Here is a 14,956-nt window from a genome sequence, read left to right as displayed (position 1 = left end):
CATCGAGATGAATTTGAGTTAGTAAATATTTCAATCCACTCACTCATAAAGAGTGAGACAGCGTTCTCGAAAGGCGATTTTTACAAGAACAATATTTCAATCCACTCACTCATAAAGAGTGAGACGAAAAATTGTCGGTGGAGCAGTTGGTTTTATCAACATTTCAATCCACTCACTCATAAAGAGTGAGACAATTTCTACAGGTTGGACTGAACAAATGATACAGATTTCAATCCACTCACTCATAAAGAGTGAGACGTTGTAAAGAAATAGAAAGAGGTTATTAATAATATTTCAATCCACTCACTCATAAAGAGTGAGACATATGGACTTACTATTCATCGTGTAATTTCAAATATTTCAATCCACTCACTCATAAAGAGTGAGACTGCGATTTTGTGATAAAAAAATGAAAAATTCATCTTTTTTTATTAAATCGCACATTTATTTTACCATATTATAATTTATTTAACTTTATTTACTTGTAAAAGCTCGTACTTTTTGGTGCGAACCTCCCTAGGTTTTCATGTTCACCTAGGGTTCGCACTAAATATTCAAATTATCGTATTCTAAGAAATATAAAACTAATCACATATTAATTTCGTTTCAATAGCTAGTCCATATCCTACAGATGTTTTTCCACCTAAACCATACTCCGTAAGAGCTTCCATAATATATTGTTTAAAATCATCTGGAATTTCTTGTATATTATCATTAAAACCAATTTGAATGATAAAAGTTGTATTTTTAGCTACATAAAAGTTAAATGGTATAGGAAATAAATCATCTGTTGGTGATATCTTCCCTTCACTACCATAATATTTAGAAAAATGTGGTGTTTGAACGTCTTTTGCTAATTCAAAATTTTTTTCAGGAAAACTATCAAAGAAAATAGCACATCCCTGTCCATATTTATCTTCTTCTGTATTATCACTACTTATGCCAAAGACTTTTTTAAACCAATGTTCCTGCTCCACATCTGGAATTTCATGAATTATATATTGTTTAACTACACCTTTAATCGCTGAGCCTGGAATATAGGGTACGCCGTAAATAGGATGTAAAGTTGTCATGGCATCGCCAGTATAAGGAGATAATGCACTACCGATAAGTAGCTTTTCTGCTCTATAGCGAATTGTATAACAAGTGTTTACACTCTTTTTTAAAATATCACGATATTTCACTACATTGTCTGGAATTTTTTCTTTTATATTATTTTCATACATAATTGGTTTTAATGTTTTTTTATTTATTTCCACCTCAATATAAGCATATCGAAAAAAATTAGAATACAAATGATTACTTTCTTCTTTCTGAAGTTGTGCGCGAGAGAAAAATGTTTTCTGAGTATTCTTTGGTTTATTCATCTTTTTTCATCCCTTCAGCAAAACGCTTCACCCACATTAGTAATTGCTGAGCCTCTACTGTCATCGTTTGATATTTTCCTGTAGAAGATTCTGTAATGGCTCTCATTAATTCATCCTTATCACCAATAATCTTTTGCTTTTGTAGCCATTTTTCTATTATGTCATAGAGCCTTTTATGTACGCCACCTTGTTTAGAATATAGAAATGCAATTGTTACACCGAGTCCAGCCATTTGAATTTTTGCAGGTGTTGAGCGAGCCAATGTAGTAAACTCTTTTTGTTCACTTATTCCATCTATATCACATACTTTATCATATGCATATTTTGCACGTTCATTTTGAATGTTTCTCATATTGAGCCTCCGCATTATAGATTTTAACGAATCCCTTCCCAATCGTCATATTACCGCCAATTTGTAGTACGTCTAAACCTAAATTTTCAATACCTTCTCCATAAATTGTTGTATAGAAAATAGCTTCTGCTGGAACATATTCTTCATCAAATAAGCCTTCATTTACAGTACCTGTTGTAGAATCAATTGCTACACGCGTAATAACTTCTGTATGATGTTTAACAAAGTAAGCAAAATCATCGTCTGATAATAATAATGCATGTTGCTTTAAACAAATAGCTGACCCCATTTTCTCTTCAATAGATTTTATAATTTGATTGAAATCATCATTTCTTTTGATATCTGTATATACATACTCATCTAATAACAGTTTTCCTTCAATTATAAGATCGTTTGAATAGGTAGCTGCTTCTCCATCTAATTTAATTGGTTCGCCTTTAGTATAACGAGCTAAAATACTTGGGCATGTAATTAATGCATATAGACCTTTAGCAGATCGAATTGGAAAAAATAAAATGTGTGCATCTGTGAAAGTTAATTTCCCCGCTTGTTCAGTACTTCCAAATAATTCTTCTACATTTTTATTTTGTCTTTCAAGATGATGACGAACACTTCCTTTAAAGCTAGATGCTTCAATCTTCGGAAATCCTGTATGTCCTTCACGTTGAATAGGTTGGTCGACCACACTAAATTCGTAATTTCCTCCTACGTGCATTGGTGTTAAAACATGTATAAACTTTCCTTGTCCTTTAATCATCTTAATTCCTCCTCTTTTACTTCACCTACAAATGTATAGCCAAAACCGCGATCACAGTAAATTAATCGATCCCACCATTTATAATCAAAACCCAATTTATGTCGAAAATCACTTATACACTTCTGATGGAATATTTTTTCAATATTTTGCACTTCTCCCTCTAAAAGCTCAAAGTAATAAACACTCCCCGCTGGTATCGCTAAATGCATTTCTCTTGGTCCATTTTTGGAATATCCACCAATCGGAACTGCTTTCCCAATAGCTGCAGCAATCAACTTTACTCTCACTTTTCTTCTCTTATGACGAAACGTTCCTTCTTTTGTATCTGGATTAATCCACCTTGGCAACCAACCATGCTTAAAAATCGCTGGTGTTGCAAAATACAATTTAAAATAACGCGATGCTTTCGGTTTCACAATGTTTAATTCTTTCGCTTTATTTATTTTAACCAAGCGTGTATTCGCACCTATTTTCTTTATGCTATTTTCTTGTAAATTAACACCTTCTACTTGTGCTACTAATGCACATGTATGCGTTTTTGACTTTAAACGAATAGACTCTTCTGTATACCACATACCTTCTACTGTCGTATGCTTTTCATAGTCCATCTTAATTCCTGTATGTAGCTCTCGGGTGATATAGTCTCCTAATACCGTAAAAGAATATGTTTCATCACCTAATAAATAACGATTAAAATCATTTGCCTTTAAATACGCACCTTCTGAAATGTGTATTTTTTTATTTTCATTAGAAATTGAAGAAAGTGTATATGGCAATTCATGACTGCTTTCTCCCGATTTCACTAACTTCATCTTTTGTAATGTATTTTGCTGTGTTATAACTGTATCTAGTGGCTGTGGAAAAGCGTACTCATCATCCAACATGACTCCGTTAAACCCTATTTTAATATCACGATCTTTTAAACTCGTCCCCTCTTTAAAAACACCTGCATATGTTGCAGGATATGGTGGAAATTTACTCGAACTATGAAAATGAACACCTGCATCGAAGGAATTTGCTTCTCTAAAAATCACCGTATCAACTGCTTCTAATTTATACATTCACATTCACCTCTTGTTTTTCTTCCCACATCGTTCGAGCTAAAAATGTACTTTGCTCTAACAGTTGTAAAAAAACATCCATTTCTTTATTTACTTGTTGATAGATGCTTATAAATGTACTTACTTGTTGTTCGACTAATTGTTCTTCGACTACGCTATTTTTTAACTGTTTTCTAATGAGAAGCGTTAACATATCTTCCGTTATAACATCTTTAATTTCTGATAATGTCGCAATTAATTTATGAACGAATGAGTTAGAATTTTGTTGTTGTTGTAATGCATCAACTAAACTTTTTAATGACTTTAAATTTTGACAATCTTCTCCAAACTTCATTCGAATTGGTGTTGTTAACCCACTTCTTTTGATAGTACTCATAGAAAAAGCTGCTTTTTCATCGTCAATTGCTTTTGCGTAAGATTCTAAACGCTCTACTTCTTTTAAAAGTGGTTTTAATGGTGTCATGAAGTGCGAAACGATAATTCCTGCTGATAAAGTACCCTTAGAATTTAATTCTTTAATCTGACCAAATTCCTTAATTAATGCAGGAAGTACTTGGAATATTTGATGAATTGGTAAGAAGGCTAAAATATCTTCACCACCTGCAAAAATACAAATTCCTTCCTGTTCTTCAATCATCTTTTTTGCTTTTTTAGAAAAATCACTAATTGCACGACTTAATCCTTTCGCCTGTTGCATCGTTTTAACTTCTTGATATTTTGTCCCTATTCCATCACCATCCAATTTAACGATTGCGTAATATGGACTGCCTATATACTCACCGTATTCTTCATATAACTGGCGTATATTTTCATCCACTGATAGTGCCGTTTTTTGATATTTCAAATTGAACAAAAGTTCTGAATGTTCATCTTTTAATTCTAGTAATGAGCTCTCCGCTTTTTGCGGTAAATAACTTTTCAACAACATATAAGCAACGGAACTCACATTTAAAAGAGGCTCTTCGTTTTCAGATTTAAACCATCGATCAAAGTTTCTTTTGATAAACGCAATAGCAGAAAGCGTCTCATTCTCTTTCAAAGAAGAATGCTGTTTGAATAGACCGTTATACTGCTCATACAAATCACATTTTCTAGCTGCTTTTTCATTAATTTGTACAAATGTACGTGTATGCTTAATACGGTGCATCTGTTGTAATAGATTTTTATAAGTTGTTTGGAAGTCACCTTGTTCTTGCTCAATTACCCAATGAATATCTAGAAAATTTTTTAGTTGCTCTTCCATTCCCACTGTGAAGTTTTCTTGCGTATATTCAATAACTGCTTTTCCTATTGTAATCAATTCTTGTTGAATCACATTTTCTGCTTCTTTAGCTAGTACAAGAGCCTTTTCACTCGCACAACTAACCATTAAACGATTCGGTGCATCTGTAGGTGATGTAGGAATGATAATGGTCGCATTATTATTTTCAAAAAAACTTTTCGCTTTTATAGCGAGGTGAGATAATAAATAACTCCCTACATATAAATCTTTTAATTTTCTAGAAGGTTCTATAAACTGTTGCACTGAGCCAATCGTAAATAAGATAAATGAATTATGCATATCCTTTCTCCTTTAAGCATTTTAAAAATACTTCTCGATTATCTCTAAATGTATTAATCCAATCTAAAAAATCTTGTCGGTTATCTATTTCCGCTGTAATAGGCGTAACAAAAACATAAACCGGATAGATACAGCCATCTTTTGTCTCAACCACACTAATTAATAGACTCGATGCCAAACGTCTTGCTCCATAGCCAGTAGCTGCTATTGTACCGTATGAAATACCTTTAACAGCTTTATGAGAAGCGTCATCTACCATCGTTAAAAAATCTTTCATTTCATCTTTTTTAATCACTTTTCCCACTATAATTTTTTCAATCGTTGGACGGCTTTTATCAACATTCTGCCCTTTACATGTAATCTCACAACCCTTCTTTTCAAAACAATTTCCAGATAGTTTATTTAACATACCTAAGCAAAATTCAAGTAGTTTTTCTTTATTTTCACAAAGACATTCATCTAACATAATAGAGCCACGTCCTCTGCGATTTCGCTGACCGATTCCACCTATATACGTCGCAAAACGGAGTAAATCTGTATAGTCTTTTAATGATACGTTCTCAGCTGTTTTGTATGATCTCTTCCGAACGATTAACTCGAATGTTGTTTTATCTGATAAACACTTTGCAGAATTATATTCTTTATGTAATAACTTTTTTTCTTCTATTGGTCTCTTTTTTTCTTCAGTAATTTGTAAGCGGATTGGTGAAGCATGTGTATTCGCATCTCCAAACCACTCGCTTTCTTTTTTGAAAAGGCATTTGCTCCCTAAATTGACTGAACTAATTCTAAATACATAGCGCATGAGTGCCTTAATTTCACTAGCACGAATTTCTGGTTGTTTTGTATTACCATAACTCATGAGCGTACTTAAGACGGAGCATTTATATGTCGCTTTTTCCATCAACGTTCCCCTCTTTCTCCTTAAATAAATTAACATAGTCAATATGTGGAAACAGCATAGGATTATTCAGTAACATAAGTGCTTGATTTAAAATAAAATTTAAAGATAGTAAGGTAGAACCTGGAACACGATATTGCTCCATCTCACGATCATCCCCATTAATACGATAGTCATCTGTTCCAACTTCAGAAAAATTTAAATGTTTATAAACAGAATGAATACTTTTAAAACTTTCTTCATGGAGTCTCATTTCTAATTTCTTTTCTTTCTCACTTGCTGTAATCGTAATATCGAAGTACTTTTCATTTGTCCCTTGTTCACTTCCTTTTAAGTTACAATAAATTAAAATCGGACGTGTTGCTTTTTGTGTTTCACTCCCTTTACCTTGCACTAGAGTTGTCGCCATGCGAGCAATTCCACTTTGTTTAGTTTTTAATTGTTTAATAGAAGTTACCCATTCCTCAATTTTAGATGAACTTGGAGTTGATACGCTTTTACACTGAATAGCGACTGCGACAGCTTCAATTGGAATAAATTTTAGACTTCCTTTTTTAAAAATATAAGGCGTATGTGTTTTGCAAGAGAAAAGTGCAGAGAATTGCAACGAAAAATACAGAGTGTTGCCACCCAATATTCCCCCTATTTTCTCGACAATGCGTTTGTTAAACGGAAGCTCTGGCCCGTGTACGAAATAATATGGGCATGGTGAATCAAACGATCCACCAGAGCTGCCGTTAAACGCGAATCCGAGAAAATGCGGTTCCACTGACTAAATTCTAAATTTGATGTGATAATCAAGCTCTTTTGTTCATAGAACTCTGAAATAATTTGAAACAGTAATTCTGCTCCTTCTTTGCCAAAAGGCAAATAACCCATTTCATCTAAAATCATTAAATCAACTTTTTCTAATTTACTTCTAAACTGCTTCATTTTCCCCGCATGCAGGGCTTGCTCTAATTCCTCAACTAAATGTGAAACGCGATAAAAACGGACTTCAAATCCATGCTCGCAAGCCTTTCTACCAAGTGCTGAAGCTAAATGTGTTTTACCTGTGCCAGGTGCGCCAACTAAAATGACATTCTCTTTTCTCCGAATGAAATCTAGCTGCTCTAATTCTTCCTTTGTTAAATGGTTCGGTAGACAAATGTCTTTATGCCACTGATAGCTTTCAAGCGTCTTCGTATCAATAAAACGTGCCTGTTTCAAATTACGTGCTATTTTGGCTTGCTCTCTGCCTAACTGTTCTTTTAATAAAATTTGATAAATATATTCTTCCGGCTCCGTAAAAGGTACTTCTTTAATCGCTTCTGCCACATGTGCCAATCTCAATTGCTTACAGAGTGTTAAAATCGCTTCATTCATGATTCAACGCCTCCGTTCCTTTTGGCGATAAGGCGTCATATTCTGTCCAATTTACACCGTAAGGGTGTTCTACTTCCTCAGCCTCACGGCCAATATATTCATAGAAATTTTGGTCGATGTCATTCATATCATGTGTAAGTAAAAGTGTCAGTAATTCATTGATCCGTTGCTTTCTTAACGCAAGTGAAGGGACGGTTAAATATTCCTTAATGCGCGTTGGTAAATAATTCGCATAACGCGAATGCCCTACAACACGTGGCTTTTTCAACCAATCTTTTAAGATTTCCTTCCATGGAATAAAACGACGTTTTCTCATATAAGGACGTGCGTCAGATAATAAAATTTCACCGTCATTTGTAATGACTTTAAACGAATCCCAATAGGTCACACAAGAGAGTTGGACGTAGTTCCTTGCTCTTGGCACATGAATCAAATGCCCATCAAGCTTGAACTCGTTATATTTATTAAATTTGATGAGGAATTGCTTAAATACCGGATAAGATTCTTCAGGTAATTTGATTAATTGCTTTTGCTCGTGCTGCCATAACTCATCAATCAGCACTTCTTTTTTATAATGAATTCGTTGGCGATCATTGATTAATTGTTGTTCTAATTGAGCTGTTAAATCCTCAAGGTCCTTTATGACCGGCGGTAGGCTAAAAAAGTTATAACGAACATAACCGACTTTACCTTCTACATGACCTTTTTCATTCCCTTTGCGTGGATTACATACTTGCACTTTAAACCCGTAATATTGCTGGAAATGTCGAAAGGCTTCCGTTAATTCTGCTTCTGAATCGCCTTTTCTTACTTTCTTCACCGCAGGTGTTAAGTTATCAATTCGAATGCTCAAAGGAACACCACCAGCCTGTTTAAATAAAAGTTGAAGTCCACCTAAAAAGCATTCTAAATTTTCACTCGGCATTGGTACCGCAAATGCTGTATTACTTGCTGGAAACGACATGACTAATGCATGTACATCCAGTATTTCTCCATCTTGAACAGCCTCCATTATACCGAAGTCTACCTGCGCTTCTCCTTCTGGATGTTCTAAACGTTCATGTCCTTTATCTGCTTCATCTTCTTGGGCTACTTTCCATTCTTGTATAAAATTACACACCGTTCTGTAAGAACCTTTGAATCCTTCTTTTACTAGGTCCTCAAATATTTTTTTGTTTTTACGGCGCAACTTTTTCTTGAGCTTTAAATCTTCTTCTAACCAATCAATTACGATTTCTCCCCATTTTTCATCGTACATCATGCCTTTTTTCAAATGGGTTTTCTCTTGAGGGAGCTGATCCTCATCCCCGTATTTCTTGGCGGTACGCCAATTAACCTGCATGGTTTTTGCGATTTCAGTAATCGATAATCCTTTTTCATTTCGTAATGTTTTGATACAATTAACTTCAGACATTGCTAGCATCCTTTCTTACCTCCCTGTTTCGGCTTCGACACCTAAAACAGTAGAGGGACTTGGGGTGGCTGGCAAGTCTTTTTTTATGCACAAAAATAGTGCAGGACTCTGTACAAATTCTTTGCACTAGTCTGCACTTTTATTTTGCAATAAACAGGCGTATACATAACATCTAAAATAGCTAAGTCTACTTCGTGTGAAATTTTACCATTAGAATCTAAAATAAATACAGATTGCTCAATAACAAACTTTTTAGGAATTATATTTTCAAACATTTCTTGCCATAATTGCTCACGATAAGTACCAATTGTTACATGATGTTTTGCCTTAAAAAATAATTGCTCTACTAAAGAACGTTCTTCATTTTGATAATTACTAAATAGATCTTTAACTACACCATTCATATGATCCCCTCCTAATACAAATATACCATATTAAAACATTTTTTCTATATAAAGAAAAACCTATCTCTGAACTAGAAATAGATTTTTTGAACGTACATGATTAAATTATTGACCTATTCACTCATAAAGAGTGAGACAGGTCCTATGCATGCTTTAGGAGCAGATCTCGAAAAATTTCAATCCACTCACTCATATAGAGTGAGACTTCCTGCCCCAGCATGCCAACAACGATAGTTATTCATTTCAATCCACTCACTCATAAAGAGTGAGACCCGATTCTTACCACAGCTTCGTTTGCTAGTCGTCATTTCAATCCACTCACTCATAAAGAGTGAGACCTCCACCCGTTAGCTCAATAGTTTCTTTCGTGCGCATTTCAATCCACTCACTCATAAAGAGTGAGACGTAAAGAAACAATTGACGATTATAACGAAAGTAATTTCAATCCACTCACTCATAAAGAGTGAGACATACAATTATCAAAAATATTAGGTATTTCAATATATTTCAATCCACTCACTCATAAAGAGTGAGACAACATCGCATTTCTGTAGCATCTATCATCACACTTATTTCAATCCACTCACTCATAAAGAGTGAGACGCCGTACCATTTCGCTTTGTATTCAAGCATCGTTCTATTTCAATCCACTCACTCATAAAGAGTGAGACGTGGCTAAACCCATAATCACCGGTAGCCACATGAAATTTCAATCCACTCACTCATAAAGAGTGAGACAGCGCATAGCGATTTAACTTGTCAATCTCTGCGAATTTCAATCCACTCACTCATAAAGAGTGAGACAATCCTAAATCGATTACGATTTCTTCTAATAGAATTTCAATCCACTCACTCATAAAGAGTGAGACTAGTTGTCCGCTAACGCCTGTTTTATCAGCGGTATTTCAATCCACTCACTCATAAAGAGTGAGACGTAGTTCTGGCAACGGCTCTTATTCGTGGTGTCAAATTTCAATCCACTCACTCATAAAGAGTGAGACTGGCGTTTTTTTATGCAATGATTTGGGATGCAATTATTTCAATCCACTCACTCATAAAGAGTGAGACACAGCGGGTCAACAAGGAATCATCGAAAAAGGCATTTCAATCCACTCACTCATAAAGAGTGAGACTTTGTCGGGATTGTAAGATATTTATTTTTAGCGTATTTCAATCCACTCACTCATAAAGAGTGAGACGGTTAGAAGATTTTGTTTTAACAGCAGCAGAAGCATTTCAATCCACTCACTCATAAAGAGTGAGACGACTTTCTGATGTAACCATTGATATTCCACCAGTTATTTCAATCCACTCACTCATAAAGAGTGAGACTTGCCCCCAATACCGCATTTTCGCAATATCGCCGATTTCAATCCACTCACTCATAAAGAGTGAGACCGTCATAAAGTTGGATACAAAAGGTGAATATTATATTTCAATCCACTCACTCATAAAGAGTGAGACAGCAGAGGATCAAATGGCATTAGTAGACAGTCAAATTTCAATCCACTCACTCATAAAGAGTGAGACAACCATTCTAACTCTTTTAAGAAACGGTTCATATCATTTCAATCCACTCACTCATAAAGAGTGAGACGATGTTTTACGTGTGGATAACTTGGGTATATAAAAATTTCAATCCACTCACTCATAAAGAGTGAGACTATCAATATCAACAACCACAACATTCTTTTCCGAATTTCAATCCACTCACTCATAAAGAGTGAGACCTTCAAAACCAAAGTCCATGCCTGCTCGGAAAAATTTCAATCCACTCACTCATAAAGAGTGAGACGCGAATTAAATTTCGGTGAAATGTTAGCGGTAGATATTTCAATCCACTCACTCATAAAGAGTGAGACAAGCACGACTTTTATCAAAAGTGGTCTTAGAAGTGATTTCAATCCACTCACTCATAAAGAGTGAGACGAAAAACGACGTTGATGTTTGTGTTAAATGCGGAATTTCAATCCACTCACTCATAAAGAGTGAGACAGGTTTAAAATCGACATACTATACATTTACTTCTATTTCAATCCACTCACTCATAAAGAGTGAGACGCGGCGATATGCGGTTGAATATATTCTTGTTTTATTTCAATCCACTCACTCATAAAGAGTGAGACCTGCGACTTCTTCGACGGTCATAAGTTCATCCAATATTTCAATCCACTCACTCATAAAGAGTGAGACAACAACTCGTATCACAAGGATTTAAGGTTACAATTATTTCAATCCACTCACTCATAAAGAGTGAGACCGGAATGTTTAATATTAAGGTAAAGACATTAATTTCAATCCACTCACTCATAAAGAGTGAGACGAAAACTTATTATTAAGTGAAGGTGTGGAGGTTATTTCAATCCACTCACTCATAAAGAGTGAGACTTGGGTTAGTGATACATTCACACATAATAATAAAATTTCAATCCACTCACTCATAAAGAGTGAGACGTACGTAACAGTATTGATAAGGTTACTCGACATATTATTTCAATCCACTCACTCATAAAGAGTGAGACAAACGCTAATAGAGTAGATATACAACCTATAAAATTTCAATCCACTCACTCATAAAGAGTGAGACTGCGATTTTATGTTAAAAAAGAATATAATTCATCTTTTTTTATCAAATCGCCTCTTTATTTTACCATATATTATTTTTAATGGTGTTATTTGTTCGATAAATCTCGTTTTTTCGGTGCGAACCTCCCTGGGTTTTCATGTTCGCCTAAGGTTCGCACAAATAAAATTAAAAATAAAAAAACAACGAAGTCTCCTCCATTGTTTACATCTGCTTCAAAATCCCTCTAAACTAAAAAGGCAAGCGAAGTCGCCTCGTGATGAATGAAGCCCCGCCTTCCTAGAATAATAGGTAATTCATTATTTTGTTAAAGGTTCTTTAAATGTAAAATCGTACTTGCGATTAATCTTTGCCGAGATGTTGCCTAAAAATTCTTGAACAGGCATTTTTTCAACTTTTTGCGTGTACCATGCTAACTTAGAGCCATAGCCTTTTTTGTTGTAGATCACTTGTAGCGGCCAAAAGTTTCCTGTTGCTTGTGTATAATCAAATTTGATATATAACTGCTGCCCTTCTGGACATTCCATAATGACTTGGTAAACGGGTTTTTTTGTTGCGGGTTCGAATTTCACTTTTCTAATTTTAGTAAGCATTTAATCCCCTCCACTTCTATTGTACTACAGAAACGTATAAATATAAAAGGAAATGAATTTTTTTAAGATTTAATGCTTATCGCCCTCTAAATCACACCGTTCACATGATTTTTTAAAATATTGATTTGATCTCGTTTTATACAGTAATCTTCATTTTTAAAAGCACAGCTATCTTGCTTCAAGATTGCCTTATGGTATCTCTCATATTCCTTCACAAAGGCTTCCGCAAAGTCGTCAAAGCGACACTTCATCATCTCAATCGTCTCTCCGTTGTATCCTTCGTAACGAGTAATCGTTACAAGCTTTTGGAAATAGGTAAACGTATATTTATATGTACTTTCATACATTTCAATCACAAATAGTTGTTGATTCTGCTCATATATGTTAATCAAACCCTCAGCGAAATCTAATAAAATAGACGAATGAAATGTTGATGTACAAAATTCTTTTTCTACACCATTTTGAGAAATCAATATATTCATTCGACAATTAAAATACGTATCCAAACAAAATGGTTTACCCATCATATCCTCATATAATTCGATTTCAAATTTCATTCGCATATCTTTCTTCCCCCTAGATCACACCACTCATATGATTTTTCAAAATATTAATCTGGTCACGCATCATACAATAATGCTTATTTTCAAAGGCATGGCGATCCTGCTTCAAAATTGCCTTATGGTATCTCTCATATTCCTTCACAAAAGCTCCCACAAAATCGTCAAAGCGACACTTCATCATCTTAATCGTCTCTCCGTTATATCCTTCGTATCGAGTAATCGTCAAAAGCTTTTGGAAATAAGTAAACGTATATTCAAGTGTACTTTCATACATTTCAACTGTAAATTTCGATTTTTCATCGGCATATATTTCGATTAAACCTTTTGCGATTCCGACTAAGATTGCAGCATGAAAAGTCGATGTGCAAAACTCTTTCTCTACACCATTTTGAGAAATCAATATATTCATTCGACAATTAAAATACGTATCCAAACAAAATGGTTTACCCATCATATCCTCATATAATTCGATTTCAAATTTCATTCGCATGAAACTCCCCTAAATCACACCATTCACATGGTTTTTCAAAATATTAATCTGGTCACGCATCATACAATAATGCTTATTTTCAAAGGCATGGCGATCCTGCTTCAAAATTGCCTTATGGTATCTCTCATATTCCTTCACAAAAGCTCCCACAAAATCGTCAAAGCGACACTTCATCATCTTAATCGTCTCTCCGTTATATCCTTCGTATCGAGTAATCGTCAAAAGCTTTTGGAAATAAGTAAACGTATATTCAAGTGTACTTTCATACATTTCAACTGTAAATTTCGATTTTTCATCGGCATATATTTCGATTAAACCTTTTGCGATTCCGACTAAGATTGCAGCATGAAAAGTCGATGTGCAAAACTCTTTCTCTACACCATTTTGAGAAATCAATATATTCATTCGACAATTAAAATACGTATCCAAACAAAATGGTTTACCCATCATATCCTCATATAATTCGATTTCAAATTTCATTCGCATGAAACTCCCCCTAAATCACACCATTCACATGGTTTTTCAAAATATTAATCTGGTCACGCATCATACAGTAATGCTCATTTTCAAAGGCTTGGCGATCCTGCTTCAAAATTGCCTTATGGTATCTCTCATATTCCGTCACAAAAGCTGCCACAAAATCATCAAAGCGACACTTCATCATCTCAATCGTCTCTCCGTTGTATCCTTCGTAACGAGTAATCGTTACAAGCTTTTGGAAATAGGTAAACGTATATTCATATGTACTTTCAAACATTTCAATCACAAATGGTTGTTGATTCTGCTCATACATGTTAATCAAGCCCTCTGCTAGATCTAATAAAATAGACGAATGAAATGTCGATGTGCAAAACTCTTCCATACGATTATTTTTTTCTATGTACATATTGATTCGGTCCAAAAAATAACTACGTACTTCAAATGGTTCATCTAACATATCTTCATAAGGTTCAATTTCGAATCTCATTCGCATACACTTCACTCTTTTCCATATAACATACTTGACGAATGATATATTTACATAAAATTCGTTATCATTTAATTATCTATTATATAGTATTTTTTACTATATTAAACAATTAATTATCAAATTGTAAGCAAATTAAGAAAATCAGTTCTTTTTTACTGTTCAATAATATATAAAAACAGACTCATCATTCTTAGAATATGAATCAAGTGTCTCAATTAGACTAGATTGAAAAACCAAGTTCCTCTTTTATAACATACTAATTATATAAATTTTATTTATAGCTCTTGTGGTCAAAAATGTGATCAAATTAGAAAAACAACACAAAAAAAGCCCCCGATTTCTCGGAGGCTTTCTCTTTTTCTCTATTTTCAAAAGTGCTTCAAACGCTTGGAATGGTAGTCAAGCCAAGTGCGCAAACGTCCTGTTTGCAAGGCTTGACCAACCTTCATCCGTCGGCAGTTATTAACCTTCTAATAATAAATCTTCTGGGTTTTCGATTAAATCTTTAACCATTTTTAAGAAACCAACAGACTCTTTACCGTTCATTGTTGTATAGACTTATACTAAAATACTC

General features: G+C 34.4%; 15 protein-coding genes and 2 CRISPR repeat arrays (1 of these 17 cut by a window edge). All 15 genes read right to left on the bottom strand.

Annotated features, from left to right (window positions below; genetic code table 11):
* Positions 1 to 389: direct repeats of the CRISPR family, unit length 32 nt; unit sequence ATTTCAATCCACTCACTCATAAAGAGTGAGAC (it extends 2,944 nt beyond the left edge of the window).
* 195 nt (positions 390 to 584) lie between these two features.
* The 15 genes from cmr6 to QN089_RS05700 all read right to left on the bottom strand — a co-directional run bounded on the left by cmr6 (position 585) and on the right by QN089_RS05700 (position 14,385).
* Positions 585 to 1,367, bottom strand: coding sequence for a type III-B CRISPR module RAMP protein Cmr6 (cmr6, locus tag QN089_RS05770; protein WP_285216223.1), 783 nt, complete (start codon positions 1,365 to 1,367; stop codon positions 585 to 587).
* Complete coding sequence (cmr5, locus tag QN089_RS05765) at positions 1,360 to 1,719, bottom strand: type III-B CRISPR module-associated protein Cmr5 (protein WP_285216222.1); 360 nt, start codon at positions 1,717 to 1,719, stop codon at positions 1,360 to 1,362. The genes cmr6 and cmr5 overlap by 8 nt, the downstream gene beginning before the upstream one ends.
* Positions 1,700 to 2,476: a type III-B CRISPR module RAMP protein Cmr4 gene (cmr4, locus tag QN089_RS05760; RefSeq protein ID WP_285216221.1), complete on the bottom strand. Its 777-nt coding sequence runs from the start codon at positions 2,474 to 2,476 to the stop codon at positions 1,700 to 1,702. Before cmr4 ends, cmr5 begins: the two co-directional genes overlap by 20 nt.
* Positions 2,473 to 3,537, bottom strand: a complete 1,065-nt coding sequence (locus tag QN089_RS05755; protein ID WP_285216220.1) for a type III-B CRISPR module-associated Cmr3 family protein — start codon at positions 3,535 to 3,537, stop codon at positions 2,473 to 2,475. Before QN089_RS05755 ends, cmr4 begins: the two co-directional genes overlap by 4 nt.
* A complete protein-coding gene (cas10, locus tag QN089_RS05750) occupies positions 3,530 to 5,098 on the bottom strand; it encodes a type III-B CRISPR-associated protein Cas10/Cmr2 (RefSeq protein WP_285216219.1) in 1,569 nt (522 codons plus the stop codon). The genes QN089_RS05755 and cas10 overlap by 8 nt, the downstream gene beginning before the upstream one ends.
* Entirely contained in the window at positions 5,091 to 6,002 is a 912-nt protein-coding gene (gene cmr1 / locus QN089_RS05745; RefSeq protein ID WP_285216218.1) for a type III-B CRISPR module RAMP protein Cmr1, read from the bottom strand. Before cmr1 ends, cas10 begins: the two co-directional genes overlap by 8 nt.
* A complete protein-coding gene (locus QN089_RS05740; RefSeq protein WP_285216217.1) occupies positions 5,983 to 6,633 on the bottom strand; it encodes a hypothetical protein in 651 nt (216 codons plus the stop codon). Before QN089_RS05740 ends, cmr1 begins: the two co-directional genes overlap by 20 nt.
* An 8-nt stretch (positions 6,634 to 6,641) precedes the next feature.
* Positions 6,642 to 7,364, bottom strand: coding sequence for an IS21-like element helper ATPase IstB (istB, locus tag QN089_RS05735; RefSeq protein ID WP_285215373.1), 723 nt, complete (start codon positions 7,362 to 7,364; stop codon positions 6,642 to 6,644).
* A complete protein-coding gene (gene istA, locus QN089_RS05730; RefSeq protein WP_285215372.1) occupies positions 7,357 to 8,787 on the bottom strand; it encodes an IS21 family transposase in 1,431 nt (476 codons plus the stop codon). The genes istB and istA overlap by 8 nt, the downstream gene beginning before the upstream one ends.
* Before the next feature lie 74 nt (positions 8,788 to 8,861).
* Positions 8,862 to 9,182 (bottom strand): DUF6602 domain-containing protein, encoded by a 321-nt coding sequence (locus QN089_RS05725; protein ID WP_285216216.1) that lies wholly within the window; start codon positions 9,180 to 9,182, stop codon positions 8,862 to 8,864.
* 173 nt (positions 9,183 to 9,355) lie between these two features.
* Positions 9,356 to 11,769: a CRISPR direct-repeat array (repeat unit 32 nt; unit sequence ATTTCAATCCACTCACTCATAAAGAGTGAGAC).
* 296 nt (positions 11,770 to 12,065) lie between these two features.
* Positions 12,066 to 12,359, bottom strand: a complete 294-nt coding sequence (locus tag QN089_RS05720) for a hypothetical protein (RefSeq protein ID WP_087680547.1) — start codon at positions 12,357 to 12,359, stop codon at positions 12,066 to 12,068.
* A gap of 86 nt (positions 12,360 to 12,445) precedes the next feature.
* Positions 12,446 to 12,922 (bottom strand): hypothetical protein, encoded by a 477-nt coding sequence (locus tag QN089_RS05715; protein ID WP_285216215.1) that lies wholly within the window; start codon positions 12,920 to 12,922, stop codon positions 12,446 to 12,448.
* A 13-nt stretch (positions 12,923 to 12,935) separates the two neighbouring features.
* Positions 12,936 to 13,406 carry a hypothetical protein gene (locus QN089_RS05710; protein ID WP_285216214.1) on the bottom strand — a complete coding sequence of 157 codons (471 nt, stop codon included), beginning with the start codon at positions 13,404 to 13,406 and terminating at the stop codon, positions 12,936 to 12,938.
* 15 nt (positions 13,407 to 13,421) lie between these two features.
* On the bottom strand, positions 13,422 to 13,898 hold the full coding sequence (locus tag QN089_RS05705) for a hypothetical protein (RefSeq protein WP_285216213.1): 477 nt from the start codon (positions 13,896 to 13,898) through the stop codon (positions 13,422 to 13,424).
* A gap of 10 nt (positions 13,899 to 13,908) precedes the next feature.
* Positions 13,909 to 14,385 (bottom strand): hypothetical protein, encoded by a 477-nt coding sequence (locus tag QN089_RS05700; RefSeq protein ID WP_285216212.1) that lies wholly within the window; start codon positions 14,383 to 14,385, stop codon positions 13,909 to 13,911.
* Positions 14,386 to 14,956 lie beyond the last annotated feature (571 nt).

This window comes from Kurthia sp. YJT4, assembly GCF_030219945.1.
GTDB classification, from domain to species: domain Bacteria; phylum Bacillota; class Bacilli; order Bacillales_A; family Planococcaceae; genus Kurthia; species Kurthia gibsonii.
The sequence above is the reverse complement of the archived record's forward strand: the minus strand, read 5'-3'. Positions and strand labels throughout refer to the sequence as shown.

What these genes read in the sequence shown, in the direction of transcription:
- QN089_RS05705 (WP_285216213.1), bottom strand. Translation starts at nt 13,898, where the DNA reads ATGCGAATGAAATTTGAAATCGAATTATATGAGGATATGATGGGTAAA.
- QN089_RS05710 (WP_285216214.1), bottom strand. Translation starts at nt 13,406, where the DNA reads ATGAAATTTGAAATCGAATTATATGAGGATATGATGGGTAAACCATTT.
- istB (WP_285215373.1), bottom strand. Translation starts at nt 7,364, where the DNA reads ATGAATGAAGCGATTTTAACACTCTGTAAGCAATTGAGATTGGCACAT.
- QN089_RS05725 (WP_285216216.1), bottom strand. Translation starts at nt 9,182, where the DNA reads ATGAATGGTGTAGTTAAAGATCTATTTAGTAATTATCAAAATGAAGAA.
- QN089_RS05755 (WP_285216220.1), bottom strand. Translation starts at nt 3,537, where the DNA reads ATGTATAAATTAGAAGCAGTTGATACGGTGATTTTTAGAGAAGCAAAT.
- istA (WP_285215372.1), bottom strand. Translation starts at nt 8,787, where the DNA reads ATGCTAGCAATGTCTGAAGTTAATTGTATCAAAACATTACGAAATGAA.
- QN089_RS05700 (WP_285216212.1), bottom strand. Translation starts at nt 14,385, where the DNA reads ATGCGAATGAGATTCGAAATTGAACCTTATGAAGATATGTTAGATGAA.
- cmr1 (WP_285216218.1), bottom strand. Translation starts at nt 6,002, where the DNA reads ATGGAAAAAGCGACATATAAATGCTCCGTCTTAAGTACGCTCATGAGT.
- cmr6 (WP_285216223.1), bottom strand. Translation starts at nt 1,367, where the DNA reads ATGAATAAACCAAAGAATACTCAGAAAACATTTTTCTCTCGCGCACAA.
- cas10 (WP_285216219.1), bottom strand. Translation starts at nt 5,098, where the DNA reads ATGCATAATTCATTTATCTTATTTACGATTGGCTCAGTGCAACAGTTT.
- cmr4 (WP_285216221.1), bottom strand. Translation starts at nt 2,476, where the DNA reads ATGATTAAAGGACAAGGAAAGTTTATACATGTTTTAACACCAATGCAC.
- QN089_RS05715 (WP_285216215.1), bottom strand. Translation starts at nt 12,922, where the DNA reads ATGCGAATGAAATTTGAAATCGAATTATATGAGGATATGATGGGTAAA.
- cmr5 (WP_285216222.1), bottom strand. Translation starts at nt 1,719, where the DNA reads ATGAGAAACATTCAAAATGAACGTGCAAAATATGCATATGATAAAGTA.
- QN089_RS05720 (WP_087680547.1), bottom strand. Translation starts at nt 12,359, where the DNA reads ATGCTTACTAAAATTAGAAAAGTGAAATTCGAACCCGCAACAAAAAAA.